The organism is Arcobacter sp. LA11 (assembly GCF_001895145.1).
Taxonomy (GTDB): Bacteria; Campylobacterota; Campylobacteria; order Campylobacterales; family Arcobacteraceae; genus Halarcobacter.
In genome coordinates, this window is the sequence record NZ_BDIR01000023.1 from 1 (window position 1) to 18,509 (window position 18,509).

At 28.2% G+C, this 18,509-nt stretch carries 19 protein-coding genes and 8 tRNA genes; 10 read left to right on the forward strand and 17 right to left on the reverse strand.

What is annotated here, in order from left to right; translation table 11 throughout:
- From BT997_RS14735 to BT997_RS14785, 11 genes are all read right to left on the reverse strand, one after another.
- On the reverse strand, positions 1-854 hold an 854-nt coding region (locus BT997_RS14735), incomplete at its 3' end, for a cache domain-containing protein (RefSeq protein WP_174247257.1).
- Positions 855-957: 103 nt separating this feature from the next.
- A tRNA-Asp gene (locus BT997_RS14740) sits at positions 958-1,034 on the reverse strand.
- A 37-nt stretch (positions 1,035-1,071) separates the two neighbouring features.
- Positions 1,072-1,147 (reverse strand) — tRNA-Val (locus tag BT997_RS14745).
- 2 nt (positions 1,148-1,149) lie between these two features.
- A tRNA-Glu gene (locus BT997_RS14750) sits at positions 1,150-1,224 on the reverse strand.
- 38 nt (positions 1,225-1,262) lie between these two features.
- Positions 1,263-1,338: transfer RNA gene (locus tag BT997_RS14755), tRNA-Lys, on the reverse strand.
- 22 nt (positions 1,339-1,360) lie between these two features.
- Positions 1,361-1,437: transfer RNA gene (locus tag BT997_RS14760), tRNA-Asp, on the reverse strand.
- Between the two features lie 38 nt (positions 1,438-1,475).
- A tRNA-Val gene (locus BT997_RS14765) sits at positions 1,476-1,551 on the reverse strand.
- Positions 1,552-1,553: 2 nt separating this feature from the next.
- Positions 1,554-1,628, reverse strand: a tRNA-Glu gene (locus BT997_RS14770).
- Between the two features lie 40 nt (positions 1,629-1,668).
- A tRNA-Lys gene (locus BT997_RS14775) sits at positions 1,669-1,744 on the reverse strand.
- A gap of 53 nt (positions 1,745-1,797) precedes the next feature.
- A complete protein-coding gene (locus BT997_RS14780) occupies positions 1,798-2,307 on the reverse strand; it encodes a CinA family protein (protein ID WP_072682703.1) in 510 nt (169 codons plus the stop codon).
- A 51-nt stretch (positions 2,308-2,358) separates the two neighbouring features.
- Positions 2,359-3,711, reverse strand: coding sequence for an FAD-dependent oxidoreductase (locus BT997_RS14785; RefSeq protein ID WP_072682704.1), 1,353 nt, complete (start codon positions 3,709-3,711; stop codon positions 2,359-2,361).
- A 251-nt stretch (positions 3,712-3,962) separates the two neighbouring features.
- On the opposite strand from BT997_RS14785, the gene BT997_RS14790 reads away from it, so the two are divergent.
- The 5 genes from BT997_RS14790 (at position 3,963) to BT997_RS14810 (ending at position 9,231) form a co-directional block, all read left to right on the forward strand.
- Positions 3,963-4,154 (forward strand): hypothetical protein, encoded by a 192-nt coding sequence (locus BT997_RS14790; RefSeq protein WP_072682705.1) that lies wholly within the window; start codon positions 3,963-3,965, stop codon positions 4,152-4,154.
- A gap of 90 nt (positions 4,155-4,244) precedes the next feature.
- Complete coding sequence (gene ileS / locus BT997_RS14795) at positions 4,245-6,974, forward strand: isoleucine--tRNA ligase (protein ID WP_072682706.1); 2,730 nt, start codon at positions 4,245-4,247, stop codon at positions 6,972-6,974.
- Positions 6,975-7,092: 118 nt separating this feature from the next.
- The gene (locus BT997_RS14800; protein WP_072682707.1) at positions 7,093-7,371 is read left to right on the forward strand and encodes a NifU family protein; all 279 of its coding nucleotides are present in this window, start codon (positions 7,093-7,095) and stop codon (positions 7,369-7,371) included.
- Positions 7,371-7,964, forward strand: coding sequence for a hypothetical protein (locus tag BT997_RS14805; protein ID WP_072682708.1), 594 nt, complete (start codon positions 7,371-7,373; stop codon positions 7,962-7,964). Before BT997_RS14800 ends, BT997_RS14805 begins: the two co-directional genes overlap by 1 nt.
- Complete coding sequence (locus BT997_RS14810; protein ID WP_072682709.1) at positions 7,945-9,231, forward strand: UDP-N-acetylmuramoyl-L-alanyl-D-glutamate--2,6-diaminopimelate ligase; 1,287 nt, start codon at positions 7,945-7,947, stop codon at positions 9,229-9,231. The genes BT997_RS14805 and BT997_RS14810 overlap by 20 nt, the downstream gene beginning before the upstream one ends.
- On the opposite strand, the gene BT997_RS15490 is transcribed toward BT997_RS14810, so the two are convergent.
- The 5 genes from BT997_RS15490 to BT997_RS14835 are packed head-to-tail and all read right to left on the reverse strand — an operon-like array spanning position 9,228 to position 13,400.
- The gene (locus BT997_RS15490; RefSeq protein ID WP_143145213.1) at positions 9,228-10,301 is read right to left on the reverse strand and encodes an MFS transporter; all 1,074 of its coding nucleotides are present in this window, start codon (positions 10,299-10,301) and stop codon (positions 9,228-9,230) included. The genes BT997_RS14810 and BT997_RS15490 overlap by 4 nt on opposite strands.
- Before the next feature lie 9 nt (positions 10,302-10,310).
- The gene (locus tag BT997_RS14820; protein WP_072682710.1) at positions 10,311-11,225 is read right to left on the reverse strand and encodes a VWA domain-containing protein; all 915 of its coding nucleotides are present in this window, start codon (positions 11,223-11,225) and stop codon (positions 10,311-10,313) included.
- A complete protein-coding gene (locus BT997_RS14825) occupies positions 11,218-11,604 on the reverse strand; it encodes a hypothetical protein (protein ID WP_072682711.1) in 387 nt (128 codons plus the stop codon). The genes BT997_RS14820 and BT997_RS14825 overlap by 8 nt, the downstream gene beginning before the upstream one ends.
- Positions 11,604-12,437, reverse strand: coding sequence for a DUF58 domain-containing protein (locus BT997_RS14830; protein ID WP_072682712.1), 834 nt, complete (start codon positions 12,435-12,437; stop codon positions 11,604-11,606). The genes BT997_RS14825 and BT997_RS14830 overlap by 1 nt, the downstream gene beginning before the upstream one ends.
- 12 nt (positions 12,438-12,449) lie before the next feature.
- Positions 12,450-13,400: a MoxR family ATPase gene (locus tag BT997_RS14835; RefSeq protein WP_072682713.1), complete on the reverse strand. Its 951-nt coding sequence runs from the start codon at positions 13,398-13,400 to the stop codon at positions 12,450-12,452.
- Between the two features lie 231 nt (positions 13,401-13,631).
- Between BT997_RS14835 and rpsB the strand changes: the two genes are divergently transcribed.
- The 5 genes from rpsB to gmk are packed head-to-tail and all read left to right on the forward strand — an operon-like array spanning position 13,632 to position 17,592.
- Positions 13,632-14,438: a 30S ribosomal protein S2 gene (gene rpsB, locus BT997_RS14840; protein ID WP_072682714.1), complete on the forward strand. Its 807-nt coding sequence runs from the start codon at positions 13,632-13,634 to the stop codon at positions 14,436-14,438.
- A 2-nt stretch (positions 14,439-14,440) separates the two neighbouring features.
- A complete protein-coding gene (gene tsf / locus BT997_RS14845) occupies positions 14,441-15,481 on the forward strand; it encodes a translation elongation factor Ts (protein ID WP_072682715.1) in 1,041 nt (346 codons plus the stop codon).
- A gap of 36 nt (positions 15,482-15,517) precedes the next feature.
- A complete protein-coding gene (locus tag BT997_RS14850; RefSeq protein ID WP_072682716.1) occupies positions 15,518-16,210 on the forward strand; it encodes an ABC transporter ATP-binding protein in 693 nt (230 codons plus the stop codon).
- Complete coding sequence (locus tag BT997_RS14855; RefSeq protein WP_072682717.1) at positions 16,211-16,975, forward strand: hypothetical protein; 765 nt, start codon at positions 16,211-16,213, stop codon at positions 16,973-16,975.
- Positions 16,972-17,592 carry a guanylate kinase gene (gmk, locus tag BT997_RS14860; RefSeq protein ID WP_083568791.1) on the forward strand — a complete coding sequence of 207 codons (621 nt, stop codon included), beginning with the start codon at positions 16,972-16,974 and terminating at the stop codon, positions 17,590-17,592. The genes BT997_RS14855 and gmk overlap by 4 nt, the downstream gene beginning before the upstream one ends.
- Before the next feature lie 12 nt (positions 17,593-17,604).
- Here gmk and BT997_RS14865 read toward each other — a convergent pair.
- Positions 17,605-18,509, reverse strand: a 905-nt coding sequence (locus BT997_RS14865) for an EAL domain-containing protein (protein WP_143145214.1), incomplete at its 5' end; no start/stop codon positions are given.

An 18,509-nucleotide genomic window follows, 5' to 3' on the forward strand; every position in this document is an offset into this window, starting at 1 on the left:
TTTTTATCTTTTATATTATGCATTGCATCATACGCAAAGTTAGCAATTACTTTAAATTCACCAAAGATTAATCTATTTTGATTAATTCTTGTATCAGTTTTTTGTGTTTCTTTTAAATATTTACCAATTTCTTTTACATCATTCACAATTAATATAGTTGCATTTTTATAAATAAAGATTGAATAAAGTACTAACATTATAGTTAAAGATAGTATTTGAAGAATATAATTTGAGATTTTTTCATCATATTCTAATCTCTTCTCTTTTACAACTTTATCTATATCATCTAAATATACTCCTGTTCCTATAGTCCAATTCCATGGTTTATATGATAATGCATATGATATTTTTAAAGCTTCTTTTTTTATTTCGGGTTTATACCAAATATATTGAACATAACCACCATCTTTTTTTTGGGAGATATCTATTACTTCTTTTATTACTCTTTTGCCTGTAAGATCTGTAAATTCATAAAGGTTCTTTCCTATATTTTTGTCAGATACTGGATAATATATTGAAGTTCCATCAAATTCATATATAAAGATATAATCATTTATATCTTTTTTATCTCTCATTTCTTCAATTGAATTTAACAGTTCATTTTGTATCTCACGTTCTGTTTTTGTATCTTTAAATTTTTGATGATAATATTCTATAAACTTTAAAGTCTTTTTTATATCTGCTTTGATTAAATCTTTCTGTTTTGTTGAGAAGTCAGTTTTTATAATATCAATTTTTTCTTGGAATTCATCAAAAGCATTTTCTATGATAATAAAAGTAAATGAAGAGGTTAATATAACAATAAAAACAATACTATATAAGATTAGATGGTATAAAGATTTAGCTTTAATCATAAAGAAATTATCCTTGAGTAATATAAACTAAGGATAACGCAATTTTAATAAAAAGATTATAAATAATTAAAGAAAAAAGATTAATGATTTTGTTTAAAGTAAGTGGCGCGGTTGACGAGACTCGAACTCGCGACCTCCTGCGTGACAGGCAGGCATTCTAACCAACTAAACTACAACCGCACACTTAAATAATAAGAAGTACTTGTCAAGGTACTAATGGTGGTCGATGCAAGACTCGAACTTGCGACATCTACCTTGTAAGGGTAGCGCTCTACCAACTGAGCTAATCGACCAATGGTGACCCCTAGGAGACTCGAACTCCTGTGATTGGAATGAAAATCCAAGATCCTAACCGCTAGATGAAGGGGCCATCGATAATTAAAAATTTTAAAACCAGATTTTTGAAACTGGTGACCCGTAATGGATTCGAACCATTGGCCACCTCCTTAAAAGGGAGATGCTCTACCAGCTGAGCTAACGGGTCAACAATAATAAAAATAATAAAGTGGCGCGGTTGACGAGACTCGAACTCGCGACCTCCTGCGTGACAGGCAGGCATTCTAACCAACTAAACTACAACCGCACATTTATTATAATAAGAAGTACTTGTCAGAGTACTAATGGTGGTCGATGCAAGACTCGAACTTGCGACATCTACCTTGTAAGGGTAGCGCTCTACCAACTGAGCTAATCGACCGATGGTGACCCCTAGGAGACTCGAACTCCTGTGATTGGAATGAAAATCCAAGATCCTAACCGCTAGATGAAGGGGCCATCGATGAAATTAAATTTTTGTTAAACCAGTATTTAAAACTGGTGACCCGTAATGGATTCGAACCATTGGCCACCTCCTTAAAAGGGAGATGCTCTACCAGCTGAGCTAACGGGTCAGCTATTTTAAGAAATGTTCTTCTTAAAATGGACTGGAATTATAATAGGTTTTTCATGATTTGTCAAGGGTTTTTTGAAAAAATTTTGAAATTTTTTTCAAAGAGTATTTTGCCGCTTGAATTTGAACTTCTTTTCGTGTTCCATCAAAGGTGCAAATCTCTATATTTTGACCTATATTTTTACCTTTTATTCCAATTACAACTGTTCCAACTGGTTTACTTTTTGTTCCACCATTTGGTCCAGCAATTCCACTAACTGCAATTGCTAAATCAGCATTGAACTTTTTAATTACTCCTGTTAGCATTTCTTCTACAACTTCGATACTAACGGCACCATGTTCTAATAAAGTACTTTTTTTAACTTCTAACTCTTGTGTTTTTATATTATTTGAATAAGTAACTATTGAACCATTAAATATATCTGATGAACCAGAAATTTCAGTTATCATTGAGGCAATTAATCCTCCTGTACAACTTTCAGCACTAGTAATAGTTTTTTTATGATTTCTAAGTTGATTTTGAAACAAAATCATCTCTTCTTCATTAAATATAAAATCATACATTATAAAACTTTTTAAGGGATTTTAGTATGGGAAAAATCCCATACCATTTTGTTATTCTTTATCAGTTAATTCACTTAAGAATTTTTCTGTATCAAATGTTAAATTTAAATGTTCAGCAACTACTGCAATATCTCTTTCTGCATTACCTAAACAAGATGTTGCACCTGGAGATGGAGTCATGTTAAATAATATTCCACCACCTGGATTAATTGAAGCTTCACCTAACATTAATTTTTGTTTATCTTTATCAAGTACTTGAGGTCTTACTCCTCCAAATCCTTTTGCATATTCAATGTCTTCAACACTTAATGAAGGAACAATTTTTCTTGCATCTTGTACAAATAAACCTTTGTTTATCCCTGGAATTTCAAATAAGAAGTTTTTAAATACATAGTTTCTAATTTCACTATCTTTTAATAAGTCCCAGAAGATTTTAAGAATATTTCCATCAATATTCATTGTTTTTAGACATTGTCCAAGTGATTTAAGTCCTTTATATCTTTCTAATACAGGAAGAGCTAATGCAGTTGGTCCAAATCTAGTTTTTCCATCACATAAAATATCAGGGTCACCATGTAGTGCAGCAAAAGGAAGTTTTGGATTTTGTACCATGTAAACTTTTCCATTTAAGAATTCACCACTAGTAATATAGAATGATCCAGCCATAGATAAAGAACCCATATGTTTTCCATATCCCATTTTATGTGCTAAAAATAATGAGTGAGCACCTGCATTTACTACAACAAAATCAGCAGTAAAAACAGAACCACTTGTTGTTGTTAATTTATATTTATCACCAATTTTTTCTATATCTTCTACTTCAGCATTAAAGAATATATCTGTTACTTTTTCTTCTTCTTGTGCAGCTTTTGCTAATTCTTTAGTCATAGCTCCAAAATCTACTGTTGTATATTCACTTTGTGTACCCATTGCAACAATTGGTTCTGGTCTATCTTTAGTTTGTTCTTTATCTGCATAAACCAATTTAGGTTCAACTTCTCTAATTTTTTCTTTGTCCCATAATTCTAAATAAGGGAATAACTCTTTAAATTCATGATATCTATTTTTAATAAATTCTACTTCTTTTTCACCAACACCCAAAGCCATTTTTTGATGAGCAAACATAATCTTATCTTGTAAACCTCTTTGTAAACAAAACTTTTCAATCATTTTTGCAGTTCTTTTTGTAACATGAGCTTTTTCTAAAGTATAATTAGTCTCAATATCCCCTACGTGAATAGTTTGAGAGTTACTAGTTCCCTTAGAATTTAGCGTAGCTAAATCCTCATATTTTTCTAGCATACAGATGCTTTTTGCATCAGTGTATCTAGCTAATTCATAGAAAAGTGCTGAACCTGAAATTCCACCACCAACTATAATTACTTCATAATGTTTTGTATCCATTGATAATATCCCTATTTGTACTTTTAGATTTTATAGTAAAGATTTTAGCACATATATAATAATATTGTGCTAGAACTTATAATTAAAATTTATAATCTTTTATAAAATATGTTTTATAGTAACATTTTATAGGTTTTATAACAAAATATAAGGTGCCCAAAATGTGTACAATGGGAACAAGTGGTTACTAATTATGAAGAAAAATAAATACATTTGTACAATTTTTGTACAATCTTACACTATAATCTAATATGTTTAATTGGTTCCGTAAAAAAAATTTTAAAAAAAATAAAGAGATAAATATCTTTGTTTGTAAACATTGTAAATTAACATGTAGAGATTGTGAAAGTACATACTGTTTTTCATGTTTTGTAAATCCTAAAAATCCATGTCCCAGATGTGGTAAAACAAATGAATCTTTTGAACAAGAAAAAGATACTTAATATAGCTTATATAAATTTAACACTCATTTAGATATAATCTGCGATTTAAACAAATAGCAAATAACAATAGATAATTTAAGGTATTAGAAAATGGATTACAAAGATAGTTTATTACTACCAAATACGAAATTCCCGATGAGAGGGAATCTTCCTCAAAATGAACCAAAGAAGTACAAACTTTGGGATGAACAAAAAGTTTATGACAGAATGAAGATTAATAGAAAAGGTGCTCCTTCATTCACATTACATGATGGCCCTCCATATGCAAATGGGCATATTCACATTGGTCATGCATTAAATAAAATTTTAAAAGATATTATAAACAAATTTCACTATTTTGATGGAAAATCAATTAGATATGTTCCAGGTTGGGATTGTCATGGTTTACCAATTGAGCAAAAAGTTGAAGAGAAAATTGGTAGTACAAAGAAAAAAGAATTACCAAAGTCTAAATTAAGACAATTATGTCGTGACCATGCTACAAGATTTGTTGATATTCAAAAAGAAGAGTTTAAAAAACTTGGAGTTATAGGTGATTGGGAAAATCCATATTTAACTATGGATTTTAAATTTGAAGCAAATATTTATAGAGAACTTTGTTCAATTGCAAATCAAGGTTTATTAGTTCAAAGATCTAAGCCAGTTTATTGGTCTTGGGCAGCACAAACTGCATTAGCAGAAGCAGAAGTAGAATATGAAGATAAAACTTCTCCATCAATTTTTGTTGCATTCAAGCATGAAAAATTAGATGCAAGTGTAATTATTTGGACAACAACTCCTTGGACTTTACCTTCAAATACTGGTATTGCTTTAAATGGTGAAGAAGAGTATGTTTTAACTAGTGACAAATTTATTGTGGCTCGTAAACTTTATAATTCATTAGTAGAACAAGAAGTGATTTTTGGTGAAATTGTTGATTCTGTATGCCCAAAAGAGTTAGAAAACTCTCATGCAATTAATCCTTTAAATGGAAGACAATCTAAAATTATTTTAGGTGAACATGTAGAAATGGATGCTGGTACAGGTGCAGTTCATACAGCTCCTGGACATGGTGAAGATGACTATAAAGTAGGTCTTCAGTATGGACTTGATGTAATTATGCCAGTTGATGCATATGGTAAATTTGATGAAACTATTGTTAGAGAAAAGCTATTTAATGATACAGATAAGTATTTAGGTGTTCATGTATTTAAAGCAAATGAATTAATCTTAGAAGAATTAGGTGATGCTTTACTTAAACATGTTGATATTAGACACTCTTATCCACATTGTTGGAGAACTCATAAGCCTATTATTTTTAGAGCAACTAAACAATGGTTTATCTCTATTGATGACGAATATGGAAAAGAGAATAAAACACTTAGAGAAAATGCACTTCAAGTTGTAGAAGACTTAACTTTCTACCCAGAATGGGGAAGAAATAGACTAAGATCAATGCTTGATGGTAGACCTGATTGGTGTATTTCTAGACAAAGAGACTGGGGTGTGCCAATTGCATTCTTTAGAAATAAAAAGACTGATGAAATTGTATTTGATGAAAAAGTATTAAATTATACAGCTATGATCTTTGAACAAAAAGGTTGTGATGCTTGGTATGATTTAGAAATTTCAGAGCTATTATATCCAGGAAGTGGGCTTAACCCTGATGATTTAGAAAAAACTATGGATATTTTAGATGTATGGTTTGATTCTGGTTCAACTCAAAATGCAGTTTTAAGATCTAGAAATTATGATGCAGGAACTTTTCCTGCAGATATGTATTTAGAAGGAAGTGATCAACATAGAGGTTGGTTCCAATCTTCACTTTTAACTACTTTAGCATCTTCTGAAATTGCTCCTTATAAATCAATTTTGACTCATGGGTTCACTGTTGATGAAAAAGGTGAAAAAATGTCTAAATCGAAAGGAAACGTTGTTGCTCCTGATAAAGTAATGAAACAATATGGTTCTGAGATTTTGAGACTATGGGTTGCGATGAGTGATTATCAATCAGATTTAAAAATCTCTGATAATATCTTAAAACAAAATGCTGAACTTTATAGAAAGATTAGAAATACTGCTAGATTTTTACTTGCAAATGTTAATGATTTAGAAGAGATTGTTTCAGTTGATAAAATGGGAGTACTTGATAAATGGGTTCTTACTAGAGCTAATAAAGTATTTGATGAAATTCAAGCTGCATTTGATGTATATGAGTTCTCTAAAGGCTTAAATAAATTAAATAACTTTTTAGTTGTAGATCTTTCTGGTATTTACTTAGATGTATGTAAAGATAGATTATATTGTGATGATAAAAATGATATTCATAGAATTGCATCTCAAAGTGCAATGGCTATTATCCTTAAAAAACTTATTTCAACTTTATCTTGTATTTTAACTTACACGATGGACGAACTACTTACTTTTGCACCTGAATTTATTAAAGGTGATGCAAAAGATATTTTTGATTATGAAAAGTTTGTTTTACCAAAAGTTGAATCTAATCTTAATGAAGAAATATTATTATCTGCTAAAGAAAAATTTTCAGAAGCTATTGATACACTTAAAAAAGATAAGGTTATTAAGTCAACTTTAGAATTAATAATTTATACAAATGATGAAAATATTTTATCGTTAGGTGAAACGGAAGCATCAGATTGGTTCTTAGTTAGTTCAGTAACAAACAGTAAACAAAATACTGATATACTTGGACAATTTGAGATAGATGGTAAAGAGTTTGAAGTTTATAAGTCAAACAACGCAAAATGTCCTAGATGTTGGAAATTTACTTCAACTAAAGAAGATACACTTTGTAGTAGATGTGATAGCGTTTTAAATTAAAATGTTTGAACAAGAAGTAACGCTAACATTTATTTTTTCAACAATAGCTGTTATATTAGTTTGTACGGCTATTGGTATTTTATATGTTAATAAAAAAGCAAAAAAAGGTTAATAGAAAATGTTACCATTTAGTGATGAAGATTTAAGACCACCAGTAACTTCTATAGTTGAATCAAAAATTGCTCCAATGCTAGCACGAGATGGTGGAGCAATTCAACTTCTTGATATTATTGATGGAAGAGTTTTTATACAATTACAAGGTGCCTGTGTGGGATGTAGTGCCAGTGGAAGTACTTTGAAGTTTATTGTTGAAAAAGAGTTAAAAGCAGCAATTCATCCAGAACTTCAAATAGTAAATGTTCCAGCAGGTATGGAAAATAATTTACAGGAGCTTTAATGATAAACGAGAATAGATTGCTTAATGAAGCAAATGTCTTTTTCACTGAAAGAAAATTTGACAAAGCTTTATTTATATATTCACAACTATCATCAAACTTTCCAGATAATAAAGAATACCCTATTTATGCCCTTTTTTGTGATATTGCAAGTGAAGATGTTGACAAAGCAATATCTTTATTTGATTATTTTTCAATTGTAAAAGAAGAGAATATTGACGAAGCTATTACGTATGTAGAAGATGTTATCAATGCATATGATGGTGATGTTGATAAAATGATGGAAATATTACAAGATTTAAGTGCCTCTACGGTTGATACTTTAGATGCTATTAGATATGAAGATTTTAAAAGATTAATTGAATCAAGAGGTTCTTTTAGAGTTGCTTTTGAAGATATTATGTTTTCAACAAAAGTTGCAATAGAAAATAAAGAAGATTTTTTTGATTTTGTAACTAAGCTAATTGAAAATGATTTTAATACTACTGCATATTCATATTTAGATGGTTTTAATGAATACTTTTCATATGATACTAAAATAGAAGAATTATATAAAAAATTAGAAGAGAAGAAACTTGCAGTTAATCATAAATAATAAAATATTTACAGACAATTCAAAAGATGTTAACGAAAATTCAGTTTTTGTAGTTTCAAAACAAAATGAAAGATTTAAACAAGATGCTATAAACAATGGTTGTAAAGAAATTGTTGAGGCAAAAGATTTAAAAAATCATATTGATATTTCAAGTATTAAAATTATTGGTATTACTGGAACAAATGGTAAAACTACAACGGCTGCTGCTATATACTCTATTTTATTAGACCTTGGATATAAAGTTGCTCTTCAAGGTACACGAGGCTTTTTTATAAATGATGAAAGAGTTGAAGACTATACTTTAACTACTCCTGTACAACTTGGAAACTTTGCTCATATTCAAAAGGCAATAGAAAATCAGTGTGATTTTTTTGTTATGGAAGTAAGTTCTCATGCAATTGAACAAAAAAGAATCGAAGGTTTAGATTTTGAACTGAAAATTCATACTAATATTACAAGAGATCATTTAGATTATCATAAAACTATAGAAGAGTATATAAATATTAAGAACTCTTTTTTTAATGATGAATCAAAAAAATTGATAAATAAAGATGATCCTGTTATAAGATTTAATCCTATAAATGCCTCTTCTTATGGTATGGAAAATCCTTCAACATATAATGTATCTGCCTACTCATTTAAAAATGGTATGAATGTAATGTTTTCTAAAATAGAAGATATGTACTCTTTTTCTTCAACAATGATGGGAATATTTAATATTTATAATTTAATGGCTGCTGTTTCTAGTGTAGATATAGTATCTGATAAATCTTTAGAAGAAATATGTGAAGTTGTAGAGAATTTTGCAGGAGTTAGTGGTCGTATGGAAATTATATCTTCAGAACCACTTGTTATTGTAGATTTTGCACATACTCCTGATGGTATGAAAGAAGTTTATGAAAGTTTCAATGATAAAGATATTATTACAGTATTTGGAGCAGGTGGAGATCGAGACCAAGATAAAAGACCTATAATGGGACAAATCGCTTCAAACTTTGCTAAAACAATCATTGTAACATCTGATAATCCAAGGTTTGAAGATCCAGATTTAATTATTGAAGATATTTGTAGGGGAATTAAAAATAAAGATAATCTATTAGTTGAAGTGAATAGAAAAGAAGCTATTAGAAAATCAATTGAATTAGGATACCAAAATCCAAATAGTGTAGTTTTAATTCTTGGTAAAGGTGATGAGCCTTATCAAACAATATATGATAAAAAATTCCCTCTTGTAGATAAAGAAGAGGTTTTAAAGCATATCTCTTAGTGATATGCTTTAACGATTATCCCTTTATTATTTTTCTTAGATTTTACATAATAATTTGTAGGAGTTAAAACAGTATCCTCTCCTAATACATCTTTTATATACCATGTAGTTTCAAGTACTCTTTCTCTAGAAAGTCCCCTATACATATACTCTTTTACTCTATCTTGAAAAGTTTTATCCATATTTTTTATATTTGATTGCATTTTATCAAATATGATATTGTCATCTTGTGCAATTACTGGAATAATTTCAAATCTTATTGCATTTTTGTTTGCTTGTAAAAACTTTGTTAAATTATTTTTACATGAGCTTGTTGGAAATACATCTCCTGCTTTGAAGTTATAACATTTTAAGCTCTTAAATTTAGATGAGTTATAGTATTTTTTAAAACTTCTTTTATCTAGTTTTACAACTTTAGTAACTATCTTTTCTTTGATAACTTCTTTTATAATCTCTTTTGGTTTTTCTTCTTTTTTTATTTTTTCTACATTTTCTTGAACTTTTATTAACGGTTCTTTAATTACTGAATCATTTTTTATTGTTTCATTATCTTTTTGAATCTCTTTACTTTTTTCTATAATTTTTTCTTCATAAAATTTTTCTGTAGAGATTTCATTATTATTTGTTGTTAAACCTGAATTTGATAAATCTTCTTTGTTTACAAATAAATATATTACTACTAAAAAAAGTAATAATGCAATTGCTCCAACTAAATAAAGTAAAATATTTATATCACGATTTTCTTTTTTCTTATCTCGAACACTTGGAATAATGACTTTCTTATTTTTAACAGGCTCTTCTTTTTTTATTTCAACCTTTTCTTCTTTGACATCATTCTCAATAGGTTTTTTAATAGGTTCTTCTTTTATTGCTATTTCTGGATTGGTTTTCTGTGGCTCTTTGGGTTTTTCTTCTTGTGTAGGAGCTTCTTTTTCTTGCTCTTTTTTCTTTTGTTCAGCTTTCTTTAAAGCTGTAGCTTCAATTTCTTTTTTGAGTTTTTCTTCAATTTCTTCTTGTGAAATTGTTTGATTGAGTATTTCTTTTAGTTTTTCTGACTTATTTTTATCCACTTTTAGCCTTTACTCTCTATTTTTGAGATAAATAAACAATATCAATGATATGATAGCTAAAAATAATGGATAGAAGAATAAATACTCTTTTAAAGTTATTTTATTGTTATCTATTTTACTTTTTTCTAATGAATCAATTTGTTTATAAATATCATTTAAATCCTCTTTTGAATGTGCAATATATGCTTTTCCATCCGTTTCTTGAGAAATTCTATTTAGCATAATTTTATTAGATTCTCCAATACCAACACTATAAACTTTGATTGAGTGTTTTTTTAGAAGTTTTATTATTATATCTAAAGGAATAGTACTAGAGTTGTCTTCTCCATCGCTTAGCAAAATAACTATTTTTGATTTAGCTTTCGATGTTTTTAGAATATTTATAGCAGTTGCTAAAGAATCTATCATTGCAGTTTTATCTCCAACAATTCCCACTTCTAGATAGTCAATTATAGATTTTTGCGCTTCTTTATCAAAACTTAGTGGTGTTGCCATCATAACTGAACTTCCAAATACAACAATTGCAACATTGTCATTTACTCTTTTTGGAAGAAATTCTTTTACAATATCTTTTACAACTTTAAATCTATCTTCTCTTACATTTTCACGGTTTAGCCCTAACTCTTTCATTGAACCACTTGTATCTAGACTTAGAACTATATCTACCCCATCTTTTTTTATAAGTTGGGTATGAAATTGTTTATATGGAGACGCAAGAGCAATTATTGCAAAAATTATTGTAAAGTATTTTAAAATACTTATTAAAATAAAAGATTTGTGTTGATTTTTTTCTAGTATATTTAAATGAGGTATTATATATGTAGGTACTTTTGCTTTACAAAAAATTGAACAAATTATAAATGCAAGAATGATTATAAAAAAAATAGGGTATTCAAATTTTATATCTAGTAAATAATTAAACATCAACAATATCCATAAATCTGCCAAATAAGATTTTTACTTCATCACTTAAAGGTTCTACTTCTTTTTTGTATTTAAATTTTTCTAGTTCTTCATTTAGTTCATTAAAGAGATTTTTTTCTCTTTCATTTGATACTAAAAAACGAGTATATTTAGAAATCTCATAAGCAGATTTTTTAGACTCTTTTAAATCTATTTCTTTTAATATTTTATAATATTCTTTTCTTTTATTTTGTTTTTTATTTTTGAAATATTTATAGATAATAAATATAAGGCTTAGTAAAACTAAAATTGCTAATATTAATAATCCAAGAAAAATATAAAAACTTATATCTGGAATTTGTGTTATGTCTTTTATATCGTGAATTTTTAATTCATTCATTATCTCATCAGCCTTAAAAGTTTAGGAAGAGGTTCTTCATCTGTATAGATTTTTGTAAATCTTATTCCACAGTTTTGCAAATGTTCAAATAGTTTGTGATCATTTTCTCTTATATATTTTTCATACTTTTTTATAGTACCTTTATTTATATTTCCATCAAATGTTTCATTCGTAGAAGGGTCAACTAAATTTACATTTCCAAGTTCAAAAGGTTTTTCTTCAAATTTGTCTCTTGTTATTATTGCTATAATTTCATGTTTTTTAGCTAATACTCTTAAGTCTAAATTTTCTATATCAAAAAAATCTCCAACTAAAAAGATGATTGATTTTTTTCTAATATTTTTAAATAATTCATTTGTAATATTTTTATAGTTTGTTATTTTTCCTATTGTTTCATAATTGAATATTTTTTCATCCATTGTATTTACGGCAAAGTGTCTTTTTGATTTTTTTGTACAAATTTCTATCTTTTCATTTGCTATAAAAGATGTAAATGGATCCCCTTGTTTCACACAAGAATAACCAAGAATAGAACAAGCTTCTGTTATAAGTTCTTGTTTAAATCTTTTTGAACCAAAATAAACAGAACCTCCTAGTATTGGCACAATATTTATATTTAGTTCCTTTTGTGCATGGAAAACTTTTACATAAGGTTTTTTAAATTTTGCACTAATAATCCAATCTATTTTCTTAACATCTTCCCCATATTCATACTCTTTTAATTCTAAAAAGTCATATCCTTCACCTTTTAGTAAAGATGAATTATTTCCTATGATTTCAGAAAAAATTTGTCGTTTGGTTTTAATTATGATTTTTTTTAGTGTTTTATTCATACAAATTTATATCTATGGGATATCTATAGTCTCAATAATTTTTTGAATTAAAGAATCCACATTTATATCTATAGCTTCTGCTTCATATGTAAGTATGATTCTATGTCTTAATACATTTTTTATAACTAATGCAATATCAATAGGGCTTACATAATTATTCCCTCTTATAAATGCCATTGCTTTTACTGCTTTAAACATATCAATTGTTGCTCTTGGACTTGCTCCAAACTGGATATAGTCTTTAATTTCTTCTAAACCATAATTTTCAGGTTCTCTTGTTGCACATACGATATCAACTATATATTCTTCAAGTTCTTTATCAATATGAACATCAACAACTTCTTTTTTTAAGTCTCTTAAAATATTCTTATCTATAATTTTATTTAGTTCTAATATTTCATTTGAAGTAACTTTTTTAGCAATTTCATACTCTTCTTGTTTTGTGTTATATCCAACAACAATTTTAAACATAAATCTATCAAGTTGGGCTTCAGGAAGAGAATATGCTCCTTCTTGTTCAATTGGATTTTGTGTTGCAAGTACTAAAAATGGAGGCTCCACTGCAAAGGAATCATCTGCAATAGTTACTTGTCTTTCTTGCATTACTTCAAGAAGTGCAGATTGAACTTTTGCTGGCGCTCTATTTATTTCATCTGCAAGTAGAAGGTTTGTAAAAATTGGTCCTTTTTTGATTTTAAATTCGCCAGTTTTCATATCATAAATTTGCGCACCTATAATATCACTAGGTAAAAGATCAGGAGTAAACTGTACACGTTTAAATTGTAAATCAATAACATTTGCTAATGTTTTTACTGTAGTTGTTTTTGCAAGTCCTGGAACACCCTCTAGTAATATATGACCATTTGTTAATAATCCTATTAATAAAGCATCAATCATATCCTCTTGACCTATGATTACTTTTGATAATTCATGTTTAATTTCTTCAATTCTATTATTTGCCATTTTCACTTCTTTTTTAAAATTAAGGTATTTTATCAAATGTTATTATTTCAAAAGCTTAAGACCACTATTTTTAGCTTAAAGTAAAATTAAAGATACTTTAGATAAAATCACGTCTCTATTTTAAATAGAAACCTCACATGTGTCAATCCTGGTATGGGTTGTGTTAAATTATTGAATTTGACATTAAGGGACGCAGAGGCTAAACCCTAAAATATAAAACAAGGAAAAAACATGGTTACAATGAAAGACCTATTAGAATGTGGTGTACACTTCGGACACCAAACAAGAAGATGGAATCCAAAAATGAAAAAATTCATTTTCGGTGTAAGAAAGAATATCTATATTATAGATTTACAAAAAACGTTAAGATACTTTAGATATACATATAACGTAGTTAGAGACGCAGCTGCTCAAGGTGAAACAATGATTTTTGTTGGTACTAAGAAACAAGCTAGCGAAGCTGTTAAAAGAGCTGCAGAAAATTGTGGTATGCCATACGTTAACCATAGATGGTTAGGTGGTATGTTAACAAACTACGGAACAATTAAAAAATCAATTAGAAAATTAGAAGTTATTAAAAAAATGAGAGAAGAAGGTCAATTAGATCTTTTAACTAAAAAAGAAGCTTTAATGCTTACTAGAAAAGAAGTTAAATTAGAATTATATCTTGGTGGTATCAAAGATATGCATAAACTTCCAGACATGATGTTTGTATTAGATGCAGTAAAAGAAAAAATTGCAATTGCAGAAGCTAGAAGATTAGGAATCAAAGTTGTGGCTCCTTTAGATACTAACTGTGATCCAGACGTTGTTGATTTCCCAATTCCAGGAAATGATGATGCAATTAGATCTATTCAATTATTTTGTAATGAAATGGCAGAAGCAATGAATGAAGGTAAAGCTGCATTAGCTGAAGAAGAAGGTTCTGATGTTGAAGAAGCACCAGTATCTACTGAAGAAGCTGCAGAAGTTGTAGCAGAAGCAGTTGCTGAAGGTGAAACAGAAGTTTCTGAAGAAGTAAAAACAGAGGAAGCATAATTATGGCAGGGGCAACTCCAAAATTAATTAAAGAATTAAGAGAAAAATCTGGTGCAGGAATGCTTGATTGTAAAAAAGCATTAAATGAATGTGAAGGTAACATTGAAGAAGCGATAAAGTTTTTAAGAGAAGCTGGTTTATCTAAAGCAGCTAAAAAATCTTCGAATGTTGCAGCAGAAGGTATTATCACAGTTTTAGTTAACGAAGATAATACAAATGCTACAATGACTGAGATTAACTCACAAACTGACTTCGTTGCTAAAAATGAGCAATTCCTTAACTTAGTAAGTGGAATTACTGCGCATGCACAATCAAATGGAATTGCAGATGCTGAAGCTTTAGCTGCTTCAACAATTGAAGGTCAAGACTTCCCAACTTTCTTAAATGAAAAAATTGCTGTAATTGGTGAAAATTTAGTTGCAAGAAAAGTTTCAAATGTAAGTGGTGAAGTTGTAAATGCATATGTTCACTTAGGAAAAGTAGGTGTTATTTTATCTGCTACTTGTGATGATAGTGCACGTGAAAAAACAGTTGATTTATTAAAAAAAGTTGCAATGCATGCAGCTTCAATGAAACCAACTGTTATTGCTTATACTGATTTAGCTGCTGATTTTATTGAATCAGAAAATAAAGCAATTATTGCTGATATTGAAAAAGAGAATGAAGAGTTAGTAAGACTTGGTAAGCCTCTTAAAAATATCCCTGAGTTTGTTTCTAGAGTTCAATTAACTGAAGAAGCTGTTGCAGCTGCAGAATCTAGAATGAAAGAAGAATTATTAGCTCAAGGTAAGCCTGAGAAAATTATTGGAAACATCATTAAAGGTAAAATTAACAGATGGATTGAAGATAACTCTCAATTAGATAGAGCTCATGCTTTATTATCTCAAACTTACGTAATGGATGATTCAATGACTGTTGAGCAAGCAATTACTGCTTGTGACGCATCAATCAAATTAACAGAATATGTTAGATTTGAACTTGGTGAAGGTATTGAGAAAAAAGAAGAAGATTTCGCGGCAGAAGTTGCAGCGCAAATGTCTTAATAATAGAACTAACGAAATATAAATGAAGTTATAGTAATGAGTGAAAAGTTAAATAACCAATCACTCATTACTGATGACAAAAAAACTACTTTGCTTGAAGCAAAAAACTTATCTCACGAATTTGATTATAAACTTTTTGAAAATATAAATCTTACTTTAGAAAAAAAAGAATCTATTGCAATAATTGGTATGAGTGGTAGTGGAAAATCTACTTTACTAAATGTTTTATCGTCTTTATTAGAACCAAAAAGTGGTGAAATAATTTTTAATGATGAAAATATATATGCAATTAAAAAAAATAGACTCTTAAATATAAGAAGAGAAGATTTTGGTATAATATTTCAAGCACATTACCTTTTTAGAGGTTTTTCTGCAAATGATAATTTAGAAATAGCTACACTTTTAAGTGGTGAATCAATTGATGATGCACTATTAAAAAAACTTAACATTGATTTTGTAATAAATCAAGGTGTTGGTGAGTTAAGTGGAGGACAGCAACAAAGGTTATCTATAGCTAGGGTTTTAACTAAAAAGCCAAAAATTATATTTGCAGATGAACCTACGGGAAATTTAGATAAAGAAACAGCACAAGTTGTTTTAGATACATTAAGAGATTATATAAAAGAAAATGATGCTGGAATGATACTTGTTACACATGAAAACGACTTAGCAATGCAATGTGACAAAGTTTATAAATTGGAAAACTTACAACTTCAGGAGTTAAAATAAATGAACTTAATATTAATAACTAAAACTCCCATGGTTGAAAAAATTTTTACACTGATTTGTAAAAAATTAAATATTAATATATTAGTAAAAGATGATCTAAACATAGAAAATAGTGTAGATTTTATTATAGTAGATGAAGAGTTTGTAAATGATGACTTTAATAGTTTAAAACAGAAAACAAAAAAAATTGCAGCAATTACAAGTGAAGAACTTCCTTTTGATAAATCAAGAGATTTTATAATTAATAGGCCTTTTCTACCTACAGCATTAGAAGTATTATTATCTGAGCAAATGGCATTTATTGAAGAAGATAATCAAGTTATTGAAAATCCAGAAAAAGATATAAATGAAGAAGAATTAATGTCAAATTATGTGGAGTCTTTAGCTGACGATGTTGCTTATAATATAGAAGAAGAGAGTGATGAAAGTATTGTTACAATTGCTTCAGTAAATAATGGTGGAGTGTTAGATAATACTGAATTACATAAGATTAGTGATATTTTACATGATGATGATGTTCAAAATGAAGTTACGGTTGATGAAAATGATTGGAAAGATATTTCAGAGATTATAGATGATGCTTTAAATGAAGTAAGTGATTATGAATTTGATATGGACTCTAATGAGCCTATAAAATTAATTTTGAATAATTATAATATTAGTGAATTGAAACCTTTTTTACAAAAGTTTGATCAAAATGTGATAGATAGGCTATCAAATGGCGAAGATGTAGATGTAACACTTAGTTTAAAGGTAAATAAATAATGGAAAAAAAAGGTGCAATTTTAATTTTATCAGGACCTAGTGGTTGTGGTAAATCAACTTTACTTAAAAATGTATATAAAGATATTTCAGATTACTATTTTTCTATTTCAACAACTACTAGAGAACCTAGAGTTGGAGAGAAAGAAGGCGTTGATTATTTATTTGTATCAAAAGAAGAGTTTGAAGAAGATATTAAAAATGGACATTTTTTAGAGTGGGCAGAAGTTCATGGAAATTATTATGGGACATCATTAAAGCCTATAAATAAAGCACTAAAAAAAGGTAAGCTTGTTATCTTTGATATAGATGTACAAGGACATGAAATAGTTAGAAAGAAACTTAATGATATTGTTACTTCTGTATTTATAACTACACCAACCTTAGATGAGTTAGAAAGAAGATTAACAGATAGGAAAACAGATTCATATGCAGTTATTTCTAAAAGACTTGAAAATGCAAGATATGAGATTAAATCTTTTCAAAAATATGATTATTTTATAGTAAACGATGATTTAGAAAAAGCTAGTAAAGAACTTGTGGCAATTGCAAATATTACTAGAATAAAAGCTAAACTATATGACAAAGATGAGATTATAAGTAACTGGTTAGATATTTAATAAATATATAAATTACTCAATTTCATCATAACTTAAAGGTGCATCAAAGTAGTAACCTTGAGAGTAGTCAACTCCAATTTCTTTAATTTGATGATATATATCTTCACTTGATACAAACTCTGCTACAGTTGCAAAACCAAATTTTTTAGCAAACTCTGTAATTGTTTTAACAATAATTTTTTGATTATCAGATGCATCAATATCTTTAATTAACGAACCATCAATTTTAACAAATGAAATATCTAGATTTACTAGCATATTGAAGTTTGAATATCCAGCACCAAAATCATCAACACCTACGTTACAATTGTATTCTTTTAATTTTTTAATAAATTTAAATACTTCTGAAAAGTCAGAAATCTCTTCTGATTCTAAAATTTCAAATTCTAAAAGATGAGAGTATTCTTTATTTTCTTCAATTATTGCATAAATATATCGCATTGTAGTTTCACTAGCAATATCTTCAAAAGAGATGTTTACAGCAACTCTTTTATTCTTTGTTTTTATTAAATTAAATGCTTCTTTAATCATTATTTTGATGATATTAGGATAAAGTTTTGCTTTTTTTGCAATATCTAAAAAGACATATGGACTAACTACGGTTCCATCTTCTTCTATATATCTAATTAGGGCTTCATATTTATATATTTCTTTTGTTTGAGTATTTACGATGGGTTGAAAATAACCTTTAAAATTGTCGTTTTTAACCCCATTTTTAATTTTTTTAATCCATTTAATATTTTCTTCAAATGATTCTTGAATATTAAAAGAGTCATTGTAAATTAATATGGGTTCAAATTTTCTTCTTGCATATGAAATAACTCTTTGTGCATATTTATAGGCATTGTTAGCGTCATTTTTTGCAATACCAATGGTAATATTTAAATCAATTTCATGGTCATCTATATATACAGGGT

Coding starts and splice junctions, on each gene's coding strand:
- BT997_RS14780 (WP_072682703.1), bottom strand. CDS start 2,307: ATGTATGATTTTATATTTAATGAAGAAGAGATGATTTTGTTTCAAAAT.
- BT997_RS14785 (WP_072682704.1), bottom strand. CDS start 3,711: ATGGATACAAAACATTATGAAGTAATTATAGTTGGTGGTGGAATTTCA.
- BT997_RS14790 (WP_072682705.1), top strand. CDS start 3,963: ATGTTTAATTGGTTCCGTAAAAAAAATTTTAAAAAAAATAAAGAGATA.
- ileS (WP_072682706.1), top strand. CDS start 4,245: ATGGATTACAAAGATAGTTTATTACTACCAAATACGAAATTCCCGATG.
- BT997_RS14800 (WP_072682707.1), top strand. CDS start 7,093: ATGTTACCATTTAGTGATGAAGATTTAAGACCACCAGTAACTTCTATA.
- BT997_RS14805 (WP_072682708.1), top strand. CDS start 7,371: ATGATAAACGAGAATAGATTGCTTAATGAAGCAAATGTCTTTTTCACT.
- BT997_RS14820 (WP_072682710.1), bottom strand. CDS start 11,225: ATGTTTAATTATTTACTAGATATAAAATTTGAATACCCTATTTTTTTT.
- BT997_RS14825 (WP_072682711.1), bottom strand. CDS start 11,604: ATGAATGAATTAAAAATTCACGATATAAAAGACATAACACAAATTCCA.
- BT997_RS14830 (WP_072682712.1), bottom strand. CDS start 12,437: ATGAATAAAACACTAAAAAAAATCATAATTAAAACCAAACGACAAATT.
- BT997_RS14835 (WP_072682713.1), bottom strand. CDS start 13,400: ATGGCAAATAATAGAATTGAAGAAATTAAACATGAATTATCAAAAGTA.
- rpsB (WP_072682714.1), top strand. CDS start 13,632: ATGGTTACAATGAAAGACCTATTAGAATGTGGTGTACACTTCGGACAC.
- tsf (WP_072682715.1), top strand. CDS start 14,441: ATGGCAGGGGCAACTCCAAAATTAATTAAAGAATTAAGAGAAAAATCT.
- BT997_RS14850 (WP_072682716.1), top strand. CDS start 15,518: ATGAGTGAAAAGTTAAATAACCAATCACTCATTACTGATGACAAAAAA.
- BT997_RS14855 (WP_072682717.1), top strand. CDS start 16,211: ATGAACTTAATATTAATAACTAAAACTCCCATGGTTGAAAAAATTTTT.